The sequence below is a fragment of the Mesorhizobium sp. LNHC252B00 genome, from assembly GCF_000502955.1.
Lineage (GTDB): Bacteria > Pseudomonadota > Alphaproteobacteria > Rhizobiales > Rhizobiaceae > Mesorhizobium.
On the sequence record NZ_AYWO01000031.1, the window covers coordinates 22,441 to 44,277 of the forward strand.

23 protein-coding genes are annotated in these 21,837 nt (G+C 61.8%); 4 read left to right on the plus strand and 19 right to left on the minus strand.

Going from position 1 to position 21,837, the window contains the following annotated elements:
• Window positions 1-20 precede the first annotated feature (20 nt).
• The 4 genes from X744_RS144230 to X744_RS144215 form a co-directional block, all read right to left on the minus strand.
• The gene (locus tag X744_RS144230) at window positions 21-1,484 is read right to left on the minus strand and encodes a RimK family protein (protein WP_023762074.1); all 1,464 of its coding nucleotides are present in this window, start codon (window positions 1,482-1,484) and stop codon (window positions 21-23) included.
• 5 nt (window positions 1,485-1,489) lie between these two features.
• Window positions 1,490-2,587: a peptidase C39 family protein gene (locus tag X744_RS144225; RefSeq protein WP_023762075.1), complete on the minus strand. Its 1,098-nt coding sequence runs from the start codon at window positions 2,585-2,587 to the stop codon at window positions 1,490-1,492.
• A gap of 204 nt (window positions 2,588-2,791) precedes the next feature.
• Window positions 2,792-3,583 carry an anti-sigma factor gene (locus X744_RS144220; protein WP_023762076.1) on the minus strand — a complete coding sequence of 264 codons (792 nt, stop codon included), beginning with the start codon at window positions 3,581-3,583 and terminating at the stop codon, window positions 2,792-2,794.
• Window positions 3,580-4,098 (minus strand): RNA polymerase sigma factor, encoded by a 519-nt coding sequence (locus X744_RS144215; protein WP_023762077.1) that lies wholly within the window; start codon window positions 4,096-4,098, stop codon window positions 3,580-3,582. Before X744_RS144215 ends, X744_RS144220 begins: the two co-directional genes overlap by 4 nt.
• 289 nt (window positions 4,099-4,387) lie before the next feature.
• On the opposite strand from X744_RS144215, the gene X744_RS144210 reads away from it, so the two are divergent.
• Complete coding sequence (locus X744_RS144210) at window positions 4,388-4,642, plus strand: type II toxin-antitoxin system VapB family antitoxin (protein WP_023762078.1); 255 nt, start codon at window positions 4,388-4,390, stop codon at window positions 4,640-4,642.
• Window positions 4,632-5,060 (plus strand): type II toxin-antitoxin system VapC family toxin, encoded by a 429-nt coding sequence (locus X744_RS144205; RefSeq protein ID WP_023762079.1) that lies wholly within the window; start codon window positions 4,632-4,634, stop codon window positions 5,058-5,060. The genes X744_RS144210 and X744_RS144205 overlap by 11 nt, the downstream gene beginning before the upstream one ends.
• Before the next feature lie 3 nt (window positions 5,061-5,063).
• Here X744_RS144205 and X744_RS144200 read toward each other — a convergent pair whose 3' ends face one another.
• The 14 genes from X744_RS144200 to rpoZ form a co-directional block, all read right to left on the minus strand.
• Entirely contained in the window at window positions 5,064-7,805 is a 2,742-nt protein-coding gene (locus X744_RS144200) for a DUF2339 domain-containing protein (RefSeq protein ID WP_023762080.1), read from the minus strand.
• A gap of 79 nt (window positions 7,806-7,884) precedes the next feature.
• Complete coding sequence (locus X744_RS144195) at window positions 7,885-8,403, minus strand: PaaI family thioesterase (RefSeq protein ID WP_023762081.1); 519 nt, start codon at window positions 8,401-8,403, stop codon at window positions 7,885-7,887.
• Window positions 8,400-9,176, minus strand: coding sequence for a DNA repair protein RecO (gene recO / locus X744_RS144190; RefSeq protein WP_023762082.1), 777 nt, complete (start codon window positions 9,174-9,176; stop codon window positions 8,400-8,402). Before recO ends, X744_RS144195 begins: the two co-directional genes overlap by 4 nt.
• 137 nt (window positions 9,177-9,313) lie before the next feature.
• Window positions 9,314-10,483: a porin gene (locus X744_RS144185; protein WP_023762083.1), complete on the minus strand. Its 1,170-nt coding sequence runs from the start codon at window positions 10,481-10,483 to the stop codon at window positions 9,314-9,316.
• 392 nt (window positions 10,484-10,875) lie between these two features.
• Window positions 10,876-11,769, minus strand: coding sequence for an aminoglycoside phosphotransferase family protein (locus tag X744_RS144180; protein WP_023762084.1), 894 nt, complete (start codon window positions 11,767-11,769; stop codon window positions 10,876-10,878).
• An 81-nt stretch (window positions 11,770-11,850) separates the two neighbouring features.
• On the minus strand, window positions 11,851-12,777 hold the full coding sequence (era, locus tag X744_RS144175; RefSeq protein ID WP_023762085.1) for a GTPase Era: 927 nt from the start codon (window positions 12,775-12,777) through the stop codon (window positions 11,851-11,853).
• Window positions 12,774-13,529: a ribonuclease III gene (gene rnc / locus X744_RS144170; protein ID WP_023762086.1), complete on the minus strand. Its 756-nt coding sequence runs from the start codon at window positions 13,527-13,529 to the stop codon at window positions 12,774-12,776. The genes era and rnc overlap by 4 nt, the downstream gene beginning before the upstream one ends.
• Window positions 13,529-14,278: a signal peptidase I gene (gene lepB / locus X744_RS144165; protein ID WP_031261013.1), complete on the minus strand. Its 750-nt coding sequence runs from the start codon at window positions 14,276-14,278 to the stop codon at window positions 13,529-13,531. The genes rnc and lepB overlap by 1 nt, the downstream gene beginning before the upstream one ends.
• A gap of 78 nt (window positions 14,279-14,356) precedes the next feature.
• The gene (gene acpS, locus X744_RS144160; protein ID WP_023762088.1) at window positions 14,357-14,770 is read right to left on the minus strand and encodes a holo-ACP synthase; all 414 of its coding nucleotides are present in this window, start codon (window positions 14,768-14,770) and stop codon (window positions 14,357-14,359) included.
• Window positions 14,767-15,366: a DUF2062 domain-containing protein gene (locus tag X744_RS144155; RefSeq protein WP_031261014.1), complete on the minus strand. Its 600-nt coding sequence runs from the start codon at window positions 15,364-15,366 to the stop codon at window positions 14,767-14,769. The genes acpS and X744_RS144155 overlap by 4 nt, the downstream gene beginning before the upstream one ends.
• 252 nt (window positions 15,367-15,618) lie before the next feature.
• Window positions 15,619-15,999 (minus strand): VOC family protein, encoded by a 381-nt coding sequence (locus tag X744_RS144150; protein WP_031261016.1) that lies wholly within the window; start codon window positions 15,997-15,999, stop codon window positions 15,619-15,621.
• Between the two features lie 66 nt (window positions 16,000-16,065).
• The gene (gene pyrE, locus X744_RS144145; RefSeq protein WP_023762092.1) at window positions 16,066-16,644 is read right to left on the minus strand and encodes an orotate phosphoribosyltransferase; all 579 of its coding nucleotides are present in this window, start codon (window positions 16,642-16,644) and stop codon (window positions 16,066-16,068) included.
• Window positions 16,645-16,725: 81 nt separating this feature from the next.
• Window positions 16,726-18,954 (minus strand): bifunctional (p)ppGpp synthetase/guanosine-3',5'-bis(diphosphate) 3'-pyrophosphohydrolase, encoded by a 2,229-nt coding sequence (locus X744_RS144140; RefSeq protein ID WP_023762093.1) that lies wholly within the window; start codon window positions 18,952-18,954, stop codon window positions 16,726-16,728.
• 128 nt (window positions 18,955-19,082) lie between these two features.
• On the minus strand, window positions 19,083-19,484 hold the full coding sequence (rpoZ, locus tag X744_RS144135) for a DNA-directed RNA polymerase subunit omega (protein WP_023762094.1): 402 nt from the start codon (window positions 19,482-19,484) through the stop codon (window positions 19,083-19,085).
• Between the two features lie 328 nt (window positions 19,485-19,812).
• Here rpoZ and X744_RS144130 point away from each other — a divergent pair, with 328 nt between their 5' ends.
• Together X744_RS144130 and X744_RS144125 are read left to right on the plus strand one after the other, a co-directional pair.
• Window positions 19,813-20,394 (plus strand): NYN domain-containing protein, encoded by a 582-nt coding sequence (locus X744_RS144130; protein ID WP_023762095.1) that lies wholly within the window; start codon window positions 19,813-19,815, stop codon window positions 20,392-20,394.
• 11 nt (window positions 20,395-20,405) lie between these two features.
• Window positions 20,406-21,062: a uracil-DNA glycosylase gene (locus tag X744_RS144125; protein ID WP_023762096.1), complete on the plus strand. Its 657-nt coding sequence runs from the start codon at window positions 20,406-20,408 to the stop codon at window positions 21,060-21,062.
• 41 nt (window positions 21,063-21,103) lie between these two features.
• On the opposite strand, the gene X744_RS144120 is transcribed toward X744_RS144125, so the two are convergent.
• Window positions 21,104-21,814 carry a GH25 family lysozyme gene (locus X744_RS144120; protein WP_031261018.1) on the minus strand — a complete coding sequence of 237 codons (711 nt, stop codon included), beginning with the start codon at window positions 21,812-21,814 and terminating at the stop codon, window positions 21,104-21,106.
• Between the last annotated feature and the right edge of the window lie 23 nt (window positions 21,815-21,837).

A 21,837-nucleotide genomic window follows, 5' to 3' on the forward strand; every position in this document is an offset into this window, starting at 1 on the left:
AAACCTCGAAGCCCGGTTGACTACCGCCCCGGTCGATCCAGCCGCTCCAGGAACCACTGCGTCAGACGCACCCAGACTTCGTCCTTTTCGCCGGAGTCCTCCCAGCCGTGGTCGAGGTTAGGGTTGTCGTTCACCTCGATGACGAAGACGCCGTCCTTGGTTTCCTTAAGGTCGACGCCATAGAGCCCGTCACCGATGCAGCGCGCCGCCTTTACCGCCGTCTCGACGACATGCGCCGGCGTTTCCTTCAGCGTGAAGGTCTTGATGCCGCCCTGGTCGGGCTTGCCGTTGGCCTTGTGGTTGACGATCTGCCAGTGCTTCTTGGCCATCAGATAATGCACGGCAAACAGTGGCTGGCCGCCGAGCACGCCGACGCGCCAGTCATATTCGGTCGGAATGAACTTCTGCGCGATCAGAAGATCGGAATCCTCCAGCCATTCGGTGGCGAGCGTCTTCAGTTCATCGAAGTTGGCGCACTTCTTGACGCCGCGTGAGAATGACGAATCCGGGATTTTCAGCACCAGCGGAAAGCCCAGTGTCTGTGCCGCCAGTTCGAGGTCCGAGGTACCGGCGATCATCACCGTCGGCGGCACCGGCACCTTGTTGTAGGCCATCAGCTCGTTGAGATAGACCTTGTTGGTGCAGCGGATCATCGACAACGGATCGTCGATGACCGGCATGCCTTCCTGCTGGGCCCGGCGGGCGAAGCGATAGGTGTGGTTGGAGATCGAAGTCGTCTCGCGGATGAACAGCGCGTCGTAGTTCGCGAGCTTGGCGAGGTCCCGCTTGGTGATAGGCTCGATTTCGACGCCCATTTTTTCGGCGATCTTGGCCCAGTAGCGCAGCGACGATATCTCCGACGGCGGCAATTCCTCATGTGGATCGACCAGCGTGGCGAAGGTGTAGCGCGCCGGCGTGCGGCCCTTGGTGTCGCGCCACTCGCGGTTGGTGTAGGTCTCCAGGCACTGGATGAAGTTTTTTTCCTCGTCCTCGGTCATGCGCGCCAGCGGATGGAAGCCGATCTTGCGGATCGAGGCCCATTCGGCGCTGTCCTTGATGTGGACTTCGAGCGCCGGTGCGCGGAACCAGTCGAACAACAGCTTGGCGAAACGGTCCCAGATTTTCGACGGCCCGATGCCGAAGAAGATGCAGACTTTTTGCGGGAAGGCGCCGCCGAGGTCCTTGCGGCATTTGTTGAGCGCCAGCTCCAGTTCCGGCAGCGCGTGCTCATAAAGCTTGCGCTCCGACAGGTCGATCATCGTCTCGACCGTCGGGATCACCTTATGCCCGCGCGAGCTTGCCAGCAGCGAGGCATAGTAGCCTCGGCTCTGGTAGGCGTAGTTGTTCGAGAGGTTGATGACTTTCGGGCGCTGGCCGCGAAACAACGAAGGATGCGCGAGATAGTCGCGATTGGTGATGATCTTATGTGGTGTCGCCACCTGGTCGAGATCGCTCTGCCTGCCTGTAAGAATAACCCAGGTCATTGTTATCAGCGCTTTCCCAGAGTGATGGCGGCACGCAGTCCGTCGCGGCCAAACTGCGCCATGTTCATGAAGATGCCGTAAGGCACGGGAATATTGGCGGCATCAAGGATCGTCTCCTGCCTTTCGTCCTCGACCCAAGGATCGTGGATCAGGATATGGTCGCCGTCATCGCCGATCGCCAGCACCCAATGCGGCACCTTCTTTCCGAACATCAGGAAGCCGCTGATCAGCACCAGCACCAGTTTTCCCCCAGCGATCGCGGCCCTGATATCGTCGATGGTGAACGGACGGTAATTCACCGGGATGCCGTAAAGTTCCGCGCGCCGGCGAAAGTCGACCTGGGCCAGTTCCATCACCCGGCGCTTGTCCTCGCTGCGCACCGATTGCAGGAACAGCGCGCCGTAGAAGGAGACGTAGACCTCCGCCGCAAGCCCGCTTTCGTACCCCGAGACAGCAAGGCCGAAAGGCTCACAGCCGCCCGGCCCCGACATCATGAAGACGGTCGTCGCCTCGCGCCACAGGCGGATTTCCATGACCGGATCCGGCACGAAGCCGCGATCGAAATTGGCCATGGCCATCATCAGGCAGCACGGGCCGCAAGTGAATTCGCAAGTCTGCTGATAGAACGGCACCTTGGTGGCGATCGGAACGTCGCCGCGCAAGGTCTTTTCGTAGCGCAGCGCCGTCTCGCCATCCTCATAGTAGCCTGGTTCGCGGCCGATCTTGCGATAGCCGGCTTGTTCGTAGATGCAGATCGCGCGGCTGTTGTCCTCGCGCACCTCGAGACGCAGCATCATGCGATCGTGTTCGAAGGCGGCCTCTTCGGCGGATCCGAGCAGCATGCGGCCGACACCTAGCCCACCGAAAAACGGACCGGTGGCGATCGAATACAGGCGCGCCACACCGCTTCCCTTGCGAAACAGCACGATCGCGTAGCCGGCCACGCGGCCATCGACTTCGGCGACCAGGGTCTCGGCGGTTTCACGTTCGATGAACAGGCGGAAGGAGCGGCGGGAAATACGGTCGGTCGAGAAAACAGCTTTCTCTATGGCGGCGAGATCATCGACGTCAGACGCGCGGGCCGTGCGGATCTCGGCAGGCATGCGGCTTCAGAGAACCTCGATTGGTGGTGGGAAATGCCCTACTTGAAACGTTCAAGACATCAGTCGAAATACTGACGGCCAGAAAGCGCTATCGCACCTCGAATAGGGCCGAATTGTGACAGATTCGACAGCAGTCGGCGATGTAAAAACGCGTTGAACCAGATCACCAACATAGATCGGTGTTGCCATCAAAAGCGGCGCCTTTCAACTGGCCAGGCCGGCCAGAAGCTGACCATAGGCGCTCTTTGCCACGATGGCCAATTGCTCGCGCGGCAGCGAGCCGACGACGGCGCAGCCATAGCCCTTGTCCAGCCAGTAGACGGCCCGGGGACCGTCCTGCGCCGATGCATAAGTTCCCTTGGCGTTCTCCGCTGATTGTGCCGTCACGAAGAGAGATATGCGCTGGCCCTTGTCGTCCTCGTAGAGCAGCATCGCGGCCTTGCTCTCTCCGGCTGGCAGCAACCGGCCGCCGACCAACTGGAAACCGTTCGCGGTCAGGTCCGGCGCCACCAGCTTCAGCCCTACCCGATTGGACAGCCAGGTCTCCAGATGATCCTTGTCGCTGGCCGGCACTTCGACCGCATGCCGCTTTTCAGCGGCGAAGACGACATGGGCCGCGATTGCCTGCTCGGCCAGCCGATCCTCCGCCGGGTTCTCCAGCCCGATGCCATCGATGCCGGCAAGGTAGCCGCCAAGCCCGCCGGCGACCACAAGCACAGCAGCGGCCGCGGCAAGCCACCAGCGCGAGCGTGGCATCGCGACCTTGACCGGTGCCTCGCCGAGCACGACCTTGCGCAACCGCGCAGGCACGGGTTCGTCCAGCACTCCGGCGAAGGCGGCCTGCAATGCCGTCCGATCGGCGGTGAAGCGGGCACTCTTGGCCTTCATCTCGGGATTGGCGTCGAGCCAGGCTTCGTAGGCGGCGCGCTCGTCGGCGGGCAGTTCGCCGTCGAGCGCCATGTGGATGTCACGTTCGGAAAAGTCGCGGCGGATCATTTCTCGACGATCCTTATCGCGCGGCGACGCGCCGTGTCGTCCAGCAATCCGCGCAATTCCTCACGCCCGCGCGCGATGCGCGACATCAGCGTGCCGGCGGGCACGGCCAGAATGCTGGCGGCTTCGGCATAGGAGAAGCCTTCGATGGCAACCATGACCAGGGCTGCGCGGCGGTCGGGGCTGATCGCCTGCAACGCGTCGATGATCTCGCGCGAGGCGATGCTCTCCATCTGCTCGGACGGCTGGGCGACTGCCTCAGCGGCCGCTAATGGCAGCATCGCCGCCTCGCCGCGGCGGTTCACCTTGCGCATCTGGTCGATGAACAAATGATGCATGATCGTAAACAGCCACCTACGGGGGCTTTCTCCTGTCTGCCAGTTGTCGAGCCGCACAAGCGCCCGCTCGAGGCAATCCTGGACGAGATCGTCGGCAGCGTCGCGGTCGCGCAAAAGCGAGCGTGCGTAGCGGCGCAGGCGCGGTATTTCGCCAAGGATTGCTGCCTTCTTTTCGTCCATGACCGCTGTTTCTGAGGTCACCATTGTTGATAGCGATTGAACGCGCCTTCCGAGCGCGGCGCAAGCGGCCAGCGCGAAGCGGTCCGCCGCCCCGGTCACCCAAGCAATGAGATAACGACATGACCGGCTAAATTATTCCCGGCAGAAAACTGAGAGGGTATCTCGTCTTTCCGCACGATAGACGAAAACGCATCCGGCAGAATTGAAAATCCGCCCGGGAAAATGTATATTCAAAATCGTATATTCTGTATATTCAACTTAAGATATACGTCTGACGAGGAAGCCGAGTATGTCGCTTTACATCCGTGATGACGAGGTCGACGCGCTGGCTCGCCAGTTGCAGTCTGCGATCAAGGCGCCGACAAAGACGGAAGCGGTCCGGATTGCCCTCAAGCGCGAGCTTGAACGGACGAACGCCGTCCTTCCATTGAGCGAGCGCATCAAGAAGTTTCAGGACGCTGCAAGCGCGCTTGGTCCTCGTGACCCGAACTTCGACATGAAAAAATTCATGGACGAAGGATGGGGAGAACCTGATGTTCCTTGATGCTTCGGCTATCATCGCGATCCTCCTGCAGGAGGCAGATGCGGACAGTCTGCTAGAAAAAGCTGAACGTGCCGACAAGCTCTATTTTTCTCCGAGCTCCGCATTCGAAGCGATCATTGGGATAGCCCGCAGTACATCCCTGGCGGAAAACGGCGACCAAGCCCTGACACCAGCAGTCTTAATCGATCGGTGCCAAACGATCGTTGTAGGCTTCCTGGCCGAGCTTAGAGCTGTAGAGATACCAATAGATGCACGCATCCGCGAACTCGCCATCAAAGCCGCTCGCGACTATGGCCGATATGTGGGCCATCCCGCCAAGCTGAATTTCGGAGATTGCTTCAGTTACGCGTGTGCCAAGGCTCACCGGATACCGCTGCTCTACAAGGGCAACGATTTCTCGCAGACCGACCTGGCTTGAGCCCTACCCGACTTCAGATTTGGTCGCCCGCGTCAGCAGCCGCTGATAGAACAGTCCGATGCCGATCAGCACCGCGCCGAGGCCGATGAAGGACAGCGCCCTGAGCACTCCCTCCAACTCCGACATGTCGAAGATGAAAACCTTCAGCACGGCGATCGCGATCAGCGCGGCGGAGGCAATGCGCAGCACCTGCGACTTCAGCCATACGCCGGCGGTGAGCAGTGCGACGCCGATGATCAGCCAGAGCGCCGAATAGGTGTAGGTCTCCAACTGGCCGAGCCCGCTCCACAAGCTGATGAACTCGCCCTTGAACAGCCGCCTGACCGACAGTGTGGCATAGGCCAGGGCAAGCACGGCCGCCACCACGGCCAGCATCTGCGCATACCATTTCGGCCGCTTGTCCCTGGCATAGAGCGCTAGCCCGCCGGCGGCGACCGCCGGCAAGAGATAGGCGAGGAACAACAGGTTGAACACCGGGATCCGGCCTGTTGATTCGTCTGTGAATAAAGGGTTCAGTACCGCGAAATGCCGGACAACGATGAAGGCGACCGAGATCACACCGGCGGCCATCGAACCATAGCGCAGCACCGAGCTTGGCGAACGCATATCGATGGCGACCAGGATGGCGCCAGCGCCGATGGCGATCAGCGTGTAGATCGCCTGTTCAGCCAGCGTCATAGCACCCGTGTCGATGACGCCGCCATGCATGGCATGGCGCACCAGCATGGCGAGCGTGAGCAACGCAAACAGCGCCGCTGCTGCTTCCATCGCCAGGCGCGGCCGGCCATTGGTCATGCGGGCGAGTTGCCAGGCGGCGAAGCCGAAGGCCAACGCCGGCACGCCGTAGCCCGGCAGCAGCCAGTTGAACACCGGTGTCTTGGAGAGGAACTCCGCACCGACAATGGTCGGATCGAAGGCGACGCGGCCAAGCACTGCGATCACCGCGCCGACCGAAATCCAGCCGAGCACCGGATAGGAGCGCCAGCGCGTCGCCAGCGCCGGCACGATGGCCGCCGCACCGAGCAGGATGGTGGTCCAGCCGGAATCGAAAGCCATATGCAGCATCAGGAGACCGGCGACGGCCGCGCCGCCCAAGGCAAACGACACCGCGATACCACCCTTGAGGGGCGGATCCTCGGCCCGCGCGATCCACTCGCCGCCGCCGGCGAAAACGACGACCAGCAGTGCCGCGACGGCGGCATAGACAAAGTCGCGGTCGAGATTGCCGAAGGTGAACCAGAGCGCCACCAAGATGACCAGCGGAACGATGACGCCCCATGCCGCCCATGAGGCGGGGCGGATCTGCGTTCCGGCGGCGAACCTGCGCGCGGCCCAGAAGCCGGCGCCCATGAAGACCAAGCCAAGTGCGATGCCTATGCGCATTGTCAGCGCATTGGACATGGCCACTGGCAGTCCATCGACGCCCAGCGCCCCGCCCGAAAGGTCGGAAACGATCGATGTTGGGGGGATAATGCCGAGGTAGATCAGCACGGTGATCAGTCCGGCGGCATAAAGCAGCGGCAGCGCCAGCGGGCGATAGAGCGCGACGGCCACCAATGCGGCGATCACCACCGCGCCCGGCAAGGCATCGCCGGCGGCGATGAAGACCGGGTCGACCGACAGGCCCAGCGCCGAAAATGCAACGAAAAGGCCAGGCACGATGGACGGCCAGTCGAAAACCCTGGCTTGCACGCTTTCATCGCCACGGCGGCCGAGCCAGACAAGGGCGAGCACGGCCAGCGTGACGGCGTCGATGAACAGGATGGCGGAGAGGTTCGCCTGCGGCGCATCGGTCATGTAGAGGATGGTCCAGGCACCGGTGCCGAAAAAGGCGGCCGCCATCAGCGCCTTCCAGTCGCGCATGCGGGCGATGACGCCGGTGGCGGCAAGCACGATCGCGAGATAACCGAACAGCGCCCAGGGATTGGGCGCCTGCGAGGCGACCAGCACCGGCGTCACCATGGCGCCGACGAGGCCGATGCCGGCCAGCGCCTGACCATGGACAAGGGCGGCGGCGATCGTCGCGACGCCGATGGCGCCGAGCAGCGTGAAGGCGAATGCCGGGCCGATGAAACCATAAATGCCGTACGCGGCATAGACGGTGCCGAACAGGATGAAGGCACCGGCGGCGGTCAGAATCGCTGGAATGTAGGCGCTGGCAACGCCTTGCACCGGCACTCTAAAGCCTGTGCGACGGATGAACTCGCCGCCGGCGACCAGCACCAGGCCGAGCACCGCGGCCATGGTCAGCCTTACGCCGGGGCCGAAAATACCGGCCTCTATGGTGTAGCGGATCAGGAACAGGCCGCCCAGCGCCAGCGCGATGCCGCCTACCCAGACCGCCCAGCGGGTGCCGAGTGCCGTTTCGACATCCGACTGGCGGGCGGCTCTCGCCGGAGCGGCCGGCGCGGAAGGTTCCGCTGCCTTGGGTGCCGTCTTGCTTGGCGCCCATGGCCCGGCCTCATCAATCGGGGCTTCCGCTTCCGTGGCGGGCGGCGCTTGTGCGACCACAGGCTCGCTTATCGCTGGCGAGGAAATGTCGGCCGCGACCGGAGCCACATCGGCACGCGCGCTGTCGGGTGAGGCCTGTTCGGACGGCCTGGCCTTGGACGGCACGACGCCTGAAAGCACGAGGCTGCGCAGCGCGCCAAGCTCGCGCTCGACCAGGCCGATGCGGCTTTGCTGGCGCGAAACGATGACAAACAAGGCGATGATGGCGACAAGGCCGATCAGGCTCTCAAACATGGCGGTTCCCCCAAACCAGGCCGTTTTTCGCTGACAGTCTCAATGACACTCAAATGCGGCGGCCAAACGGCCGCAAAACTCAAACTACCGTCAGATTGGCGGCCGGAAAGATCGAGCATGTTTCGGTGCCGAAAGCCAGCAGCTTGCCGCCGGCATCCTTCAACGTCGCTTCCGATACGGCCAATGTGCGACCTTTGTGAATGACTTTGCCCTCGCAGACCACCTCGCCGGTTTTCGGCGTGATGGGTCGCGTCAAGTTCACCTTGAACTCCGCCGTCGTGTAGGCCTCGCCCTTTTCGAGCAGCGTCTGCACCGCGCAGGCCAGGGCCGAATCGAGCAGAGTCGCCGCCCAGCCGCCATGTACGCCGCCCAGCGGGTTGAGATGGCGCTCATTGGGTACGCCGCGAAACACGGCACGGCCTTCCGACACTTCGGTCAGCGCGAAGCTGAGCTGGAAGGAGATTGGCGGCGCAGGGTACTTGCCGTCGACGATGCGCTGCAGCAATTCCAAGCCGCTGTATTTCAGGATGTCGGCATGCGGAATGGTGCCGAGGCCGAGCAGCGAGACCCGGCCCGGATAAAGCTCGACCTCGCTCATGTGATGATTTCTCTGGCCGCATCCTCGCCGGCTATGGTCTTGCCGCGCGCATGGTGTTTGCGCAATGCGGCGAGGAAGCCGGCGCGAGCGTCGGGCGGCTCTATGCCGCGCGGCTCATAGACGTGGCGGGTGAAGAAGAAACCGGTCAGCCGGAAGGCGTCTTCGACATCAGCCGGATCCGCGCGCAGGCCGGAGCCGCGCTGCAAGAAGGCCGGCAGAGCCAGCATCTTGTCGCGCCATGGTGCGCCTGCTTCACGCGATACAGCGCGACCCGATTTTGGCGAGACATAGGCCAGGTCCTGCCGCGTGCCGGTAGCGGCGCATTGACTGAGATCGAGGCCAAAGCCGAGTTCGTCCAGAACCAGAAGCTCGAAGCGCGCCACCAGTTCGCCGGCGGCATCGGCATCGTCGAGATGGGCGATCATCACGGCAAGCGTTTCGTAGAGACCTTCATGCGCGTCGCGCTCGGGCAACAGCCGCAGATGCGCGGCCATGGTCTGCAGCCCGTAGACGGCTACGGCACTGTCCATCAGGCGGGCCGCGTTCATCTCTATCGCTTCGGCCTGGAACGTGCCGAGATGCTCGTCAAGGCGCGCCCGCCACAACAGGTCGACACGATTGCCCGGTTGGAGGACAGGCTGCTGCTTGCGCGAACGGCCGCCCCGAACGAGGCCGAGGTGACGGCCATGCGTACGCGTCATCACCTCGAGAATGGCGCTGGTTTCGCCATGCTTGCGGGTGCCGAGAATGATTCCCTCGTCGCGCCATTCCATGCCCTAAGCATTTCACCGGTTGGATGGCGAAATCAAGGGTTGGGTTTGGTGCTTGACGCGCTGATGCCGGCACAGCGCATAAAAAAAACCGCCCGCAGCATATCGCTGCGGGCGGGCTGGTAAGGTCAGTCGATCCGTTAGAACGAGCGCTGGAAGCGGAGAATGCCGCCGACGCTGCTCTTCTTGTTAGCCTTGGTCCAGTTGTTGAAGTCGGCGTCCTCGAACTTACCAGCATTGAGGTAGTCGACTTCAGCCGTGACCGTAAAGCCGGGGACAACGGTATAGGCAACGTTAGCGGCGACGCCGAGGTTCTTCCAGTCGTCATAAGAGACCTGGGCGTTGAACGCAGTCTTCTCGTTGAACTTGTAGGTGCCGCCGCCCCAGACTGCCCAGTTGCCACCCCACTGCTTGTAGAAGCCGCGACCACTGGCATCGATGGCGTTGCCCGCATTGTCATTGAGATTGTCGTCCGTGCCGTAGCCGCCCATGATGAACAACGTCAGTTCCTTGCTCACGTTGACGTCCAAACGAACCTTGCCGGCCACTTCCTCGTAATTGCTGTCATAGGCGACGACGCCCGTGACCGCACCCCAGTCGCCCTTGTACTTCAAGCCGCCGACGACATGCGGAACATAGCTGTCGATGGTGCCGATCTTGCCGGCGCCTTCTTCAAGAGAGACCAACCCCGTGAGGCCGTTGCCTCCGTCGAAGTAGTACTGAACGACGTTGCTCTCCTGCCCGCCATACGGAACCAGCGTGTCCTGGATGACGTTGCCGGCGTAGCCGATGAACGTATCGAAAGCAGTATCGTCCTTGCCGACGCGCAGGCCGCCGAGCTGAATCCAAGCGAAACGCAGCGAGAGAGACTTGTTACGGCCTTGCCAGTCGTTCGCGTTGGTGGCGCTTTGATCAGAATAGTCGCCGCTGCTGTTGCCGTAGTTGAAGCGGGTCTCGGTGTAGGTCTTAAGGGTACCGAGCTCGGTCTCCTGACCGGTCCAGGTCTTCAGTGTGAAGCGTGTGTTCTTGTAATAGGTCGAATGAGTGCTGTCGCTCTGATGGTCAGGGACATGGTTGACACCATCAAGCGAGCCGGCATCGCCGACGCCGATGTCATAACGGACATAGCCGCCGATGCGCAGGCAGGTCTCGGTGCCCGGAATGTAGAAGTAGCCGGCGCCGTAGACGTCGCAGATCTTGACGTATTCGGCCGGTTCCGGTTCGGCGACGACGACAGCGTCCGCGGCGCGCGCGCCGCTGACCGCGATCAGTGCCGCGGCTGAGCCGAGAAGGAGGCTCTTGATGTTCATTTTCTGACCTCTCCAGTCATAGTTTCAAAATGGTTTTTTCGGATTTGTGGCTGGCGGCAATGTTTTCCCGCCTCATCCCCACAACGAAAAAGGCTCGCACCGCGCCCCCTTTTCGAGGGCGAACATACCCATCGATCTTCTGCCTTCAATGACGATTTCTGGAATAACGGCAATTCCTTGAAACAGTTTAAGTCCATGTTGCACAAATAACACTTATGCATATCTCGATGGCACAATCGGCACAACGTCATGTATTCAATATATACTCCGATAGTTTCGTGGCTAACCATATATTTCAGGCAGAGACTGCCGAACAATATCGGCCCGTCCTATCGAAATAACGGAATCTTTCAGACACCGATCGGGATTTTTGGCCGCATCGCCCTGGCGCGTCAGGCCCGCTGCACGTGGTCGGCAAGCACTTCGTCGATCACATATCGGGATTTTTCAACCTCGACCGGATTGACGTCTATCTGCCCGGCAACGGTGATCAGCGCCTTCCAAAGCGTCCAGCCACGACCGCGCGCCCACATCGCCTGATCGGCCGGAACGCCGGCGCGGAACGCTTCCCGGCTTTTGCCTTCAAACAGCGTCCATGCGATCGCCAGATCGCAGGCCGGATCGCCGACACCAGAAGTTCCGAAGTCGATCACCGCGCTCAGCCGGCCTTGCCTGACCAGCAGGTTTCCCCAACTGACGTCACCGTGGAACCAGACCGGCTCACCGTGCCATCTCGAGGCAAGCGCCGCCTCCCACACGTCGTTCGCGGCATCCGAATCGATCTTGCCGTCGAGGGCGGCAATCGCTTCCCGGGTTTCGCCATCGTAGACGTTGAGCGGTCCGCCGCGAAAGAAGTTGTGCTGTCCCGGCGCCGGGCCGCCAGTGGGATCGATACGCTGCAAGGCAACCAGGAACGCGGCCAAATCGGTCGCGAATTGCGGCAGGCTGGCGATACGCTCCCGCTTTGCCGTCTCGCCTTCGATCCAGCGGTAGATGGACCAAGGCCAGGGATAATTTTCAGCCGGAACTCCCATCGCCAACGGCACGGGGATCGGCAGCGGCAGCAATGGCGCCAGCCTTGGCAGCCAGCGGTGCTCCTTTTCCACTTGCAGGGAATAGGCCGTGGCGCTGGGCAACCGCACGGTCATCTCGTCGCCAAGATGGAAGGTCCTGTTGTCCCAGCCGCCAAACTCGACCGGCCTGACCGCAAGGTCCTTCCAGCGGGGAAATTGCGTGGCGACCAGTCGGCTGACAAGCGCTGTGTCGATGTTCAGCCTGCTGACCATGGACCGGGAGCGGATTTGTTGAGCATCGTCTTTTCCGGTTCCCGCTTTTCGTTGCGTGGACCTTCGGGTCGGGATCCCGCATTAGCGCGGAAACTCGAGCCCCATCTCGCGGTAGCGTTCGGGGTCGTCGCCCCAGTTCTCGCGCACCTTGACGAACAGGAACAGGTGCACCTTCTGTTCGAGGATGCCGGCTATCTCCATACGCGCCGCTTGGCCAATCGCGCGGATGGTCTCGCCCTTGTGGCCGAGCACGATCTTCTTCTGGCTGTCGCGCTCGACATAGATCGTCTGGTCGATACGCACCGAGCCGTCCGGCTTCTCTTCCCATTTCTCGGTTTCGATATGCGAGGAATAGGGCAGTTCCTGATGCAGCCTGAGATAAAGCTTTTCGCGGGTGATCTCGGCGGCGAGCTGGCGCATCGGCAGATCCGAGATCTGGTCTTCCGGATAGTACCATGGGCCGGCCGGCAGAGCCTCAGCCAGATAATCGAGCACGTCCTTGCAACCGGAGCCGGTGAGCGCCGAAACCATGAAGGTGCGCTTGAACGGCACCCTTTCGTTGGCCGCCGCCGACAAGGCCAGCAGCGCCTCGTGCTTGACGCGGTCGACCTTGTTGAGGATCAGCACCATAGGCTGGCGCACATCTTTCAACCGTTCGAGGATGGCGTCCGCGTCGCCCCGGATACCGCGCTCGGCGTCGATCAAAAGCAGCACGATATCGGCGTCCTTCGCGCCACCCCAGGCGGTAGTCACCATCGCCGTGTCGAGCCGCCGCCTCGGCTTGAAAATGCCGGGCGTGTCGACGAATACAATCTGCGCATTGTCATGAGTGGCAATGCCGCGCACGATGGCACGGGTCGTCTGCACCTTGTGCGTGACGATCGACACCTTGGCGCCGACCAGCTGGTTGACCAGCGTCGACTTGCCCGCATTGGGCGCGCCGATCAGAGCGACGAAGCCGGAATGCGTGGGGGTAGCTTCCGTTGCCGGCTCTTCGGTAGCGGTCATGCCGCGCTCCCTTCTCTAGAGCGCCCCGCGCCCTCCGTTTTTTGAGCCGATGCGGTGTCCCAGACGCCTTCGCGCAAAAGAAACGCCGAAGCCGCTGCTTCTTCGGCGGCCCTGCGTGAGCCGCCGGTGCCGCTTATCGGTGCAAAGCCGCGGACCTGCAAGGACACCGTGAAGACAGGTTGATGGTCCGGGCCTTCGCGCCTTTCGATCACATATTCGGGGCGGGCATCGCTGGTCTTGGCAATCCATTCCTGCAAATCGGATTTCGGATTGAGCGGCTTTGTCACCACCGACCGCGAGCGCGGTTCCCAGTAACGCAGGACAAACCGCCGCGCGGCCTCGATGCCGCCGTCGACGTAAACCGCCGCGATCAGAGCTTCGACCGCATCCGCCAGATAGTTTCCGCCGGAGCCACGCGACCGCATCTTCAAGGCAGCGTCGGCCCGGACCAGATCCTCGAGCTGCATTTCGATGCCGATCTCGGAGCATGTCTTCGCATCGACCAGCGCGTTGAAGCGCGGCGCGATTTCACCCTCCGGGGCGTCAGGGAACTTTTCGAAAAGCATATCGGCGACGACAAGCCCAAGCACGCGATCGCCAAGGAATTCCAGACGCTGATTGTTGCTTGCCGCCTTGACCGCACTGGAATGCGTCAAGGCGGTTTCAAGCAACCGGATATCTTTGAAGACGTGGCCGGTCTTGGCCTTCACCAAACCGGCCAGTGTTTCGCCTGTCGGGCGCTTCAAAGCCATCAATTGACGAAGTGGAACAGGCGCGAAGCACGCATCAGCGACGGCCATTCCCAGATTTCGAGCGGGCTCGCCTTGCCGGCGATAGAGAAGAAAACAAGATTGGCGCGACCAACCAGATTTTCTGCGGGAACGTAGCCGACAGTGAAACGGCTGTCGGCGGAATTGTCCCTGTTATCACCCATCATGAAATAATGGCCGGGCGGCACGTCGAATTCGCGCGTATTGTCGCCGATCGAATTCGAATTCAAGTCGAGCGTGTCATAGCTGACGCCATTGGGCAAGGTCTCGCGATAGACGTCGATAGGGCGCGATTCCTCGGTAATGTCGGGATTGTCGATCTGGCCGGTTTTCACGCGCGGCACGCCTTCGCCGTTGATGAAAAGCTGGCCGTCCTTGACCTGGATCTTGTCGCCGGGCAGGCCGATAACGCGCTTGATGTAGTCGACGGACGGGTCCGGCGGGAACTTGAACACCACCACATCGCCGCGCTTGGGCTCGGAGCCCCAGATGCGACCCGAAAAGATGTCGGGACCGAAAGGAAGCGAATAGCGCGAATAGCCGTAGGACCATTTGGTGACGAACAGATAATCACCTTCCAGAAGCGTCGGCCGCATCGATCCCGATGGGATCGAAAAGGGTTGGAACAAGAGCGTGCGGATGACCAGGGCGAGCAAAAGCGCCTGCACGATGACGCTGACGGTCTCGCCAAGGCCGCCGGATTTCTTCACAGTTTTTTCAGCCACGCTCATGTCGTCCTCGATTGTGCGTTGGATGGTATAGAGTCTCGGCGCGCGCTGGGCAACGTCAATGCCGGTCGTCAGATGCAATCAATGTGGCGCTTCTTCGACGGGCAACGCCTCGATGATCACAAAGGCTTGGGCGAGCGGGAAATCGTCCGTGATTGTGAGATGGATTGCCGCCCGATGACCGTTTGGCAGGATTTTGGCCAGCCGCGCCTGTGCGCCTCCCGTCAGCGCCATGGTCGGCGCGCCGCTGGGCATGTTGACGACACCCATGTCGCGCCAGAACACGCCCTGCGCCAGACCGGTGCCCAGCGCCTTGGCGCAGGCCTCCTTGGCGGCGAAGCGCTTGGCGTAGGACGCCGCACGCGCCCGGCGGTTCTCGGAGCGGGCCTCTTCGACCTCGGTGTAGATTCTCTGGATGAAACGCCGACCGTGACGTTCCAGCGACTTCTCGATGCGTCTGATATCGATCAGGTCGCTGCCGATGCCGATGATCATCGTGCGGCGGAACCGATGCTGGCGCCAGGATGAGACGATTGCTGATGTCGGCGTGCACGCTCGGCCAGGCGCTTGCGCCGCTGCTCGCGGAAAGCGTTCATGCCCCAGCGCGTGACGCCATAGAACAGCAGTCCGAACACCAACCCGAGCGGAACCGCGCCGATCAGCATCGGCTCAAGGATAGGTTTCCACAATTGCGCAAAGGACAGGCTATGCAGCATCTCGCCCAGATGTGCCGGCGGCCCGTGCTGCGGCAGGCGATCATGCAGGATGAGCTTGCCTGTTTCCCAGGAGGCGCCCCACAGCAGAGGAAATGTCAGCGGATTGCCGAAGAACACCGCGCCGAGTGCCGCCGCGACCAGATTGCCGGCAATCACCCAGCAAAGGACGGCGGCGATGATGAAATGGAAGCCGACGGGAAAGAACGAAGCGAAGACGCCGGCAGCGACGCCGGCCGCCACCGCGTGCGGTGTGGCCTTCAGCCGCAGGATGCGTTTGGAAAAATATTGAAGCGAGCGCGAAAACGAGCGGCGCGGCCAAAGGTAGGTGCGCACCCGTTCGAATAGGCCATCAGGCTTGCGGCGTCGAAAAAGCACTCTGTTCCCGTTCCACAGCTTCCGCGCCGGCACTTTCAGCCGGACGTGACAGCCACATCTTGCGCTTGACGATCACCCTATGGCAATCGCAACTTTGATATAGCCACGCGCCGGCGGGAGAACAACCAAACACCTTTCGTGCGCGCTTGTTGCCGCCTTCGCGGTGGCAGTCCTTGCTTCGAACATTGGACAATAGCGGCGAATTTAAGGAACGGACAGTCGGATCGCCGAAAGGCGTAGCCTGGCCTGCGGCTACGGGAGGTATTCGCTGACCTCGATCAGATTGCCGTCCGGGTCGCGAAAATAGACCGATATCATCGGTCCTCGGGCCCCGACACGTTCGACCGGACCTAGTTCCACCACCACATCATTGGCAGCAAGATGGGTGCTGACTTCGCCCAACGGCCGGTCTGTGATCAAGCAGAAGTCGCCCGAGCCCGGCGTCGGCGCCTTGGCTTTCGGCTCGAAGGTGCGGCTAACCTCATGCACATTGATCTTCTGGGTGCCGAAAGCCAGTGCTGTCGGCCGGCCCGGCGTATCGATGCGTTCAAAGCCCAGCACGCGCTGATAAAAGTCACAGGTCACTTCCAGCGAAGCGACCGTCAACACGAAATGATCGATGCCGGCAATCATATCCAATTTGTTTTCATGCATCTCGTTACCCCAAAACCGCTCCACACTTTTGGGCGACATGGATGGTCAGATGTTGCGGCTGCCGGGCTTGATCGCCGGGATGGCGGCCAGCTCCGGCGGCAGCCGGTCGGCCGGATAGGCCGGAACCTCATATTCGGCGAGTGCGATCAGCGGCACGCCGACATCCGTCTTGCCGGCCGAACGGTCGATGATGCAGGCCGCGGCAACCACTTCGGCGCCAAGCTCGCGCAGGCACGCGACGGTCTCGCGGATCGACAGGCCGGTGGTGACGATGTCTTCGACGATGACGACGCGCGCGCCCTTGGTAATCTCGAAGCGGCGCAGGCGGAACTCGCCCCCTTCCCGCTCGACCCAGATCGCCGGCACGCCGAGATGGCGCGAAGTCTCGTAAGCCGGGATCAGCCCGCCGATTGCCGGGCCGACGACGTAGTCGATCTTGCCGGGCACGCCCGCGCGGATCTTCTCGGCCAACGCCGTGCACAGCCGTTCGGTCTTGTCGGCATGCATGAACACGCGCGCCTTCTGCAGGAAGACCGGACTGCGCAGGCCCGAGGTCAAAATGAAATGCCCTTCCAGAACAGCACCGGCCTCGCGGAAAATGTCCAGCACTTCATCAGTGTTCATTGTTTGCTCCATGCGGTGAATGGTGAATGGTAGCGAGCACCTTCTTTCACTATTCACTATTCACTATTCACTATTCACTATTCACCCATTCACACGCCGTGCGTCGCTGACGCTCGTATTGTCCTTGAGCTGCGACAGCAGCCGGTTCAGATGCTTCAGATCCCAGACCTCGAGATCGATCAGCATTTCGGTGAAGTCGGGCGCGGTGCGCACCATCGACAGCGTGTGGATGTTGGCGTCGTTCGACGCCACCACCTGGGCGATATCGGCGAGCGAACCCGGTGCATTGATGGCGGTGACCGAGACGCGCGCCGGAAAGCGTTCCTTGGTGCGCTCGTCAATGTCCCAGCGCACGTCGATCCAGCGTTCTGGCTGATCGTCGAAAGCCTGCAGCGCCGGCGACTGGATCGGATAGATGGTGATGCCGGTGCCCGGCTGGACGATACCGACGATGCGGTCGCCAGGGACCGCACCTTCGGGCGCGAAACGCACTGGCAGGTCGCCGCGCACGCCGCGGATCGGCACGGCGCCATCACGTGGCTGGTCCTTGTCCTTGCGCGCGGCGCGGCCCGGAATCTGGAACAGCATGCCGGCGGCATTGCGGATCTTCGACCAGCCCTCCTCGCGGGGCTTGGGTGCAGCCGTGGTGATGCGCTCGTCCTTGTAGTCGGGGAATACTGCCTTCATGACGTCGGCGGAGGCAAGCTCGCCACGCCCAACTGAGGCCAGCACATCCTCGATGTCCTTGCGCGCCAACCGGTGCAGCACCTGCTTCAGGCTCTCCTTGGTGAAAGTCTTGCCGGCGCGCTCGAAGGCGCGTTCCAGGATGCGGATGCCGAGACCTGAATATTGCTTGCGGATGGCGTTCTTGGTGGCACGGCGGATGGCCGAGCGCGCTTTGCCGGTGACGACGACCGATTCCCACGCCGCCGGCGGCACCTGTGCCTTGGAGCGGATGATCTCGACCTCGTCGCCGTTCTTCAGTTCTGTCATCAGCGGCATGATGCGCCCGTTGACCTTGGCGCCGACGCACGTGTCACCCACATCGGTATGCACCGCATAGGCAAAGTCGATCGGTGTCGCGCCGCGCGGCAGCGCAATCAGCATGCCTTTCGGGGTGAAGCAAAATACCTGGTCCTGGAACAGCTCCAGCTTGGTGTTTTCGAGGAAATCCTCGGGATTGTCACCCTCGGCAAGCTGCTCGATGGTGCGCCGCAGCCAGGCGTATGCGTTGGTCTCTTTCGAGATCGCATGGGCGGCACCGTTCGTCTTGCCGCCGGTATCCTTGTAGATCGAATGGGCCGCAACGCCGTATTCGGCAATCTTGTTCATCTCTCGGGTGCGGATCTGCAGCTCGACGCGCTGACGCGAAGGCCCGACGATCGTGGTGTGGATCGATCGGTAATCATTCTGCTTCGGCGTCGAAATGTAATCCTTGAAGCGGCCCGGCACCATCGACCATGTCGTGTGAATGGCGCCAAGCGCCCGGTAACAGTCCTCGATGGTGTCGACGACGACGCGGAAGCCAAAAATGTCCGACAGCTGCTCGAAGGACAGCGCCTTGGCCTCCATCTTGCGGAACACGGACCACGGCTTCTTCTGACGGCTTTTCACGCTGGCATTGATCGCATGCTTCTCGAACAGCCCTGACAGCGCCTTTTCGATCTCGGACAGCACACCCTTATTGCGCTCGAAGATTTCGGCGAGCCGGGCAGTGACGGCGCGATGGGCCTCCGGATTGATGAAGCGGAAGGCGATCTCCTCGAGCTCTTCGCGCATGCCTTGCATGCCCATGCGGCCGGCCAGCGGCGCATAGATGTCCATCGTCTCCTCGGCGATGCGCAGGCGCTTGGCCTCCGGCATATGGTCGAGGGTTCGCATGTTGTGCAGGCGGTCGGCGAGCTTGACCAGAAGCACGCGGACATCTTCCGAAATCGCCAGCAGAAGCTTGCGCAGGTTTTCCGCCTGCTCGGCCTTCTTCGACACGAGGTCGAGCTTCTTCAGCTTGGTCAGTCCCTCGACCAGCTTGCCCATTTCGGGCCCGAACAGCTCATCGATCTCGGCCCGTGTCGCCGTGGTGTCCTCAATCGTGTCGTGCAGCAGGGCGACCGCGATCGTCGCCTCGTCCATATGCATTTCGGTGAGGATGGCAGCGACTTCGAGCGGATGCGAGAAATAGGGATCGCCGGAAGCGCGTTTCTGATGGCCATGCTTCTGCATGGCGTAGACATAAGCCTTGTTGAGCAACGCCTCGTTGACGTCAGGCTTGTAGCGCTGGACGCGCTCGACAAGCTCATACTGACGCATCATGGGCGGGATCTCGCAGCGGTGAAATGATTGATGCGCCGCACTAGCGTACGGCGCACCTCATAGATAGCCACGGAACTGACTGGACGGAAGTGCCGGAAACGTATTCCAGGCAGGTCCAGAGCGCTCGCTTAGTAGTCGTCACTCTTTTCCGGCGGTACCAGGCCCTCGATGCCGGCCAGGAGATCTTCCTCGGTCATGCGATCGAAGGTGATGTTCTCCTCGGTGTCGTCGGCGTCGGTGGCCGCGACAGCGGCGCCGGTCTGATCGGCAATCGCCTCGCCATCAGCTTCGGGCTCGTCGACCTCGACATGCTTCTGCAGCGAATGGATCAGATCTTCCTTGAGGTCGTCGGGCGACAGGGTCTCGTCGGCGATCTCGCGCAGCGCTACGACCGGGTTCTTGTCGTTGTCACGCGGCACGGTGATCGGTGCGCCCTGGCTGATCTGCCGGGCGCGGTGGCCGGCCAACAGCACCAGCTCGAAGCGGTTGTCGACCTTGTCGATGCAATCTTCAACGGTTACGCGGGCCATGGATGCCCCTTTCATGCGATGGATTTGATGGAAAACAGGCGCGGTCCATAACCCGAACGCCGCCAAAATACAAGCATCATGGCAATGGCGGGGCTGCAGGGCGCTCATTCTCTGGGTCAAACACCCGATTCCGCAAAATCAGCCTGCACGTATGCGTTCGGTGTGCCGATCACAATTGCTTGCTGTGCTGCAACACGCCCTTGGATTGCCGCGAAACTGGCGCTATCTCGGATGGCATAGAGGTCAGCCGGTTTATTATGAGCCTGACCGAACGTCGCTATCGCATTTCGTTAAGACGGCCATTTATTTCGAGAAGGAATAATTTTCCATGTTCGACCCTCGTGAAAAAATCGCCCTATTCATCGACGGCGCCAATCTCTATGCGACGTCGCGCGCGCTAGGCTTCGACATCGACTATCGCAAGCTTCTGGCGAGCTTCCAGAAGCGTGGTTATCTGCTGCGCGCCTATTATTACACGGCGCTGGTCGAGGATCAGGAATACTCCTCGATCCGTCCGCTGATCGACTGGCTCGACTATAACGGCTTCAAGGTGGTTACCAAGCCGGCCAAGGAATTTACCGACTCGACGGGCCGCCGCAAGATCAAGGGCAATATGGACATAGAGCTCACGGTCGATGCGCTGGAACTCGCCGATGTCGTCGACCACTACGTCATCTTTTCCGGCGACGGCGATTTCCGCACACTGGTCGAGGCGCTGCAGCGGCGTGGCCGCAAGGTGTCGATCGTCTCGACCATGGCCTCTCAGCCGCCGATGATCTCCGACGATCTGCGTCGCCAGGCCGACCATTTCATCGACCTGACGACACTGAAGAACGAGGTTGGCCGCGATCCGTCCGAGCGGCCGGTGCGCCGGCCAGAGCCGGCCGAAGTCGACGAGGACGACTATTGAGGCCGGTCGCTTTGACCGCCCGTTCCGCATCCGAACCCGATCGCGATTGCCCGCTCTGCCCACGGCTGCATGATTTCATCGCCGAGTGGCGGCAGCGCGAACCGTCCTGGTTCAATGCGCCGGTGCCGACTTTCCTGCCGCCGGAAGGCGATGCCACGGTTCGGTTGCTTATCGTCGGACTGGCGCCTGGCTTGCGCGGTGCCAACCGTACCGGACGCCCTTTCACCGGCGACTTTGCCGGCGACCTGCTCTACTCGACCCTGATTTTGCACGGCTTTGCACGCGGCGAGTTCAAGGCTCGGCCAGATGACGGACTGGAACTGGTCGGCACGGCGATCACCAATGCGGTGCGCTGCGTCCCGCCGGAGAACAAGCCGGCGGGCGCCGAAATCGCCACATGCCGGACGTTCCTGGTGCCGACAATTGCCCGGTTCCCCAATTTGCGCGCCGTGCTGGCACTGGGATCGATCGCGCACCAGTCGACCGTGCGGGCACTGGGTAGGCGTGTCGCCGCCTATCCGTTCAAGCATGGCGGACAACTGCCGGCCGGGAACATCACGCTGTTTTCGAGCTATCACTGTTCACGCTACAATACCAATACCGGCGTGCTGACCGAGGCGATGTTCGTTGGTGTTTTCAGCCAGATAGCGAAATTCCTGCGGACGTAGCGGATGTTCTGCGGGAACAGAATCTGGCGTCGGCGGACTTGTCAGCGCAGCGGCGCAGACAGCACGTTCAACATCGCAGGCCCACCCTGCAGCACATTCAGGTCGACATCGCCTTCGACGCCGTCGACGCGACCCCTGTTGTGGTATTGCCACAAGATCCAGTCGTCGCGGTCCGGCTCCTGAAGCAATGAGCGAAGCCAGTGCGGGCGCGCAGTGATGCGCCCGGCATAGGTCCGCGCGGCCTCGTCGGTCAGATAGATGATCGCCGGCTTGCCGAACGCCGCCTCGACAGGGGCGAGGAACGCCGCCAGTTCGGCGCTCAGTTGCTCCGGCGTTGGCCGCTGCGGACAGTTGCCGCCGAACTCGATGTCGACGACCGGCGGCAGCAAGGGCCGATCGCGTGGTACCACCGAGATGAAATTCTTCGCCTGGTCGCCACCTGGCCGGCAGAAGGTGAAGAAATGATAGGCGCCGACAGCCAGACCGGCAGCCCGGGCCTCTTCCAGATTCCTCGCGAAGGCATCGTCGATGTGGTCACCACCTTCCGTCGCCTTGATGACGGCAAAGGCGACGTCGTCGGAGGCAACGCGCCGCCAGTCGATCCGGCCCTGATGATGGGAGACGTCGATGCCCCTGACCGGATATCTATTGCGGTCCGGCGAGAATGACCTGAAATAGAGATAGCCGCCCGCTGCGACCAAACATACCACGGCAAGGCTGGCCAAACCCACGAGGACAATCCGGTTCTTCAAACGAATGGCCCCAACCTACCCGC

What these genes read in the sequence shown, in the direction of transcription:
- X744_RS144195 (WP_023762081.1), bottom strand. Translation starts at nt 8,403, where the DNA reads ATGAGCGAGGTCGAGCTTTATCCGGGCCGGGTCTCGCTGCTCGGCCTC.
- X744_RS144210 (WP_023762078.1), top strand. Translation starts at nt 4,388, where the DNA reads ATGTCGCTTTACATCCGTGATGACGAGGTCGACGCGCTGGCTCGCCAG.
- X744_RS144200 (WP_023762080.1), bottom strand. Translation starts at nt 7,805, where the DNA reads ATGTTTGAGAGCCTGATCGGCCTTGTCGCCATCATCGCCTTGTTTGTC.
- acpS (WP_023762088.1), bottom strand. Translation starts at nt 14,770, where the DNA reads ATGATCATCGGCATCGGCAGCGACCTGATCGATATCAGACGCATCGAG.
- rpoZ (WP_023762094.1), bottom strand. Translation starts at nt 19,484, where the DNA reads ATGGCCCGCGTAACCGTTGAAGATTGCATCGACAAGGTCGACAACCGC.
- era (WP_023762085.1), bottom strand. Translation starts at nt 12,777, where the DNA reads ATGACCGCTACCGAAGAGCCGGCAACGGAAGCTACCCCCACGCATTCC.
- lepB (WP_031261013.1), bottom strand. Translation starts at nt 14,278, where the DNA reads ATGAGCGTGGCTGAAAAAACTGTGAAGAAATCCGGCGGCCTTGGCGAG.
- X744_RS144220 (WP_023762076.1), bottom strand. Translation starts at nt 3,583, where the DNA reads ATGATCCGCCGCGACTTTTCCGAACGTGACATCCACATGGCGCTCGAC.
- X744_RS144215 (WP_023762077.1), bottom strand. Translation starts at nt 4,098, where the DNA reads ATGGACGAAAAGAAGGCAGCAATCCTTGGCGAAATACCGCGCCTGCGC.
- X744_RS144130 (WP_023762095.1), top strand. Translation starts at nt 19,813, where the DNA reads ATGTTCGACCCTCGTGAAAAAATCGCCCTATTCATCGACGGCGCCAAT.
- X744_RS144180 (WP_023762084.1), bottom strand. Translation starts at nt 11,769, where the DNA reads ATGGTCAGCAGGCTGAACATCGACACAGCGCTTGTCAGCCGACTGGTC.
- X744_RS144205 (WP_023762079.1), top strand. Translation starts at nt 4,632, where the DNA reads ATGTTCCTTGATGCTTCGGCTATCATCGCGATCCTCCTGCAGGAGGCA.
- rnc (WP_023762086.1), bottom strand. Translation starts at nt 13,529, where the DNA reads ATGGCTTTGAAGCGCCCGACAGGCGAAACACTGGCCGGTTTGGTGAAG.
- X744_RS144230 (WP_023762074.1), bottom strand. Translation starts at nt 1,484, where the DNA reads ATGACCTGGGTTATTCTTACAGGCAGGCAGAGCGATCTCGACCAGGTG.
- pyrE (WP_023762092.1), bottom strand. Translation starts at nt 16,644, where the DNA reads ATGAACACTGATGAAGTGCTGGACATTTTCCGCGAGGCCGGTGCTGTT.
- recO (WP_023762082.1), bottom strand. Translation starts at nt 9,176, where the DNA reads ATGGAATGGCGCGACGAGGGAATCATTCTCGGCACCCGCAAGCATGGC.
- X744_RS144185 (WP_023762083.1), bottom strand. Translation starts at nt 10,483, where the DNA reads ATGAACATCAAGAGCCTCCTTCTCGGCTCAGCCGCGGCACTGATCGCG.
- X744_RS144225 (WP_023762075.1), bottom strand. Translation starts at nt 2,587, where the DNA reads ATGCCTGCCGAGATCCGCACGGCCCGCGCGTCTGACGTCGATGATCTC.
- X744_RS144140 (WP_023762093.1), bottom strand. Translation starts at nt 18,954, where the DNA reads ATGATGCGTCAGTATGAGCTTGTCGAGCGCGTCCAGCGCTACAAGCCT.
- X744_RS144150 (WP_031261016.1), bottom strand. Translation starts at nt 15,999, where the DNA reads ATGATTGCCGGCATCGATCATTTCGTGTTGACGGTCGCTTCGCTGGAA.